This window comes from Pseudomonas sp. DrBHI1 (genome assembly GCF_002205115.1).
Taxonomy (GTDB): Bacteria; Pseudomonadota; Gammaproteobacteria; order Pseudomonadales; family Pseudomonadaceae; genus Aquipseudomonas; species Aquipseudomonas mosselii.
Genome location: NZ_NIBE01000135.1, coordinates 14,188 through 14,612, shown reverse-complemented (window position 1 = coordinate 14,612; position 425 = coordinate 14,188).

The window sequence follows — 425 nt, the reverse complement described above, 5'->3', positions numbered from 1 at the left end:
TTCATCCGGCCCCTGCGCTTCGCTCCGGGGTCCCCTCGCTCCGTTCTTGCTCCCGGGAGGACCGCGCTGAACGCCCCATCCTGGGGCTCAGCGCTTGACGGCCATCCATGGCCGTCACCTCCCTCCGCAAGACCTGCGCTCGGCCTCCTGAAGTCGCAATTGGTGTTGCCTGAACTATCGCGCGCTTAGAAGCAAGAGCAAGAGCAATAAGCGCGAAGTTAGTTGTTTGACCATTAGTTATGTATTGGCTGTTCCGGCCCTTTCGCGGGGCAAGCCCGCTCCTACAGGTTTCTATATAACGACGACTATCGCGTGGGAGCGGGCTTGCCCCGCGATACGATCGAAAGATTAACTAAGTTTTCAACTAGCGACAGCTGCGCCAGTCTAGGCGCCGCCCGTAATTTGCGCGACTTCAGGAGGCCGAG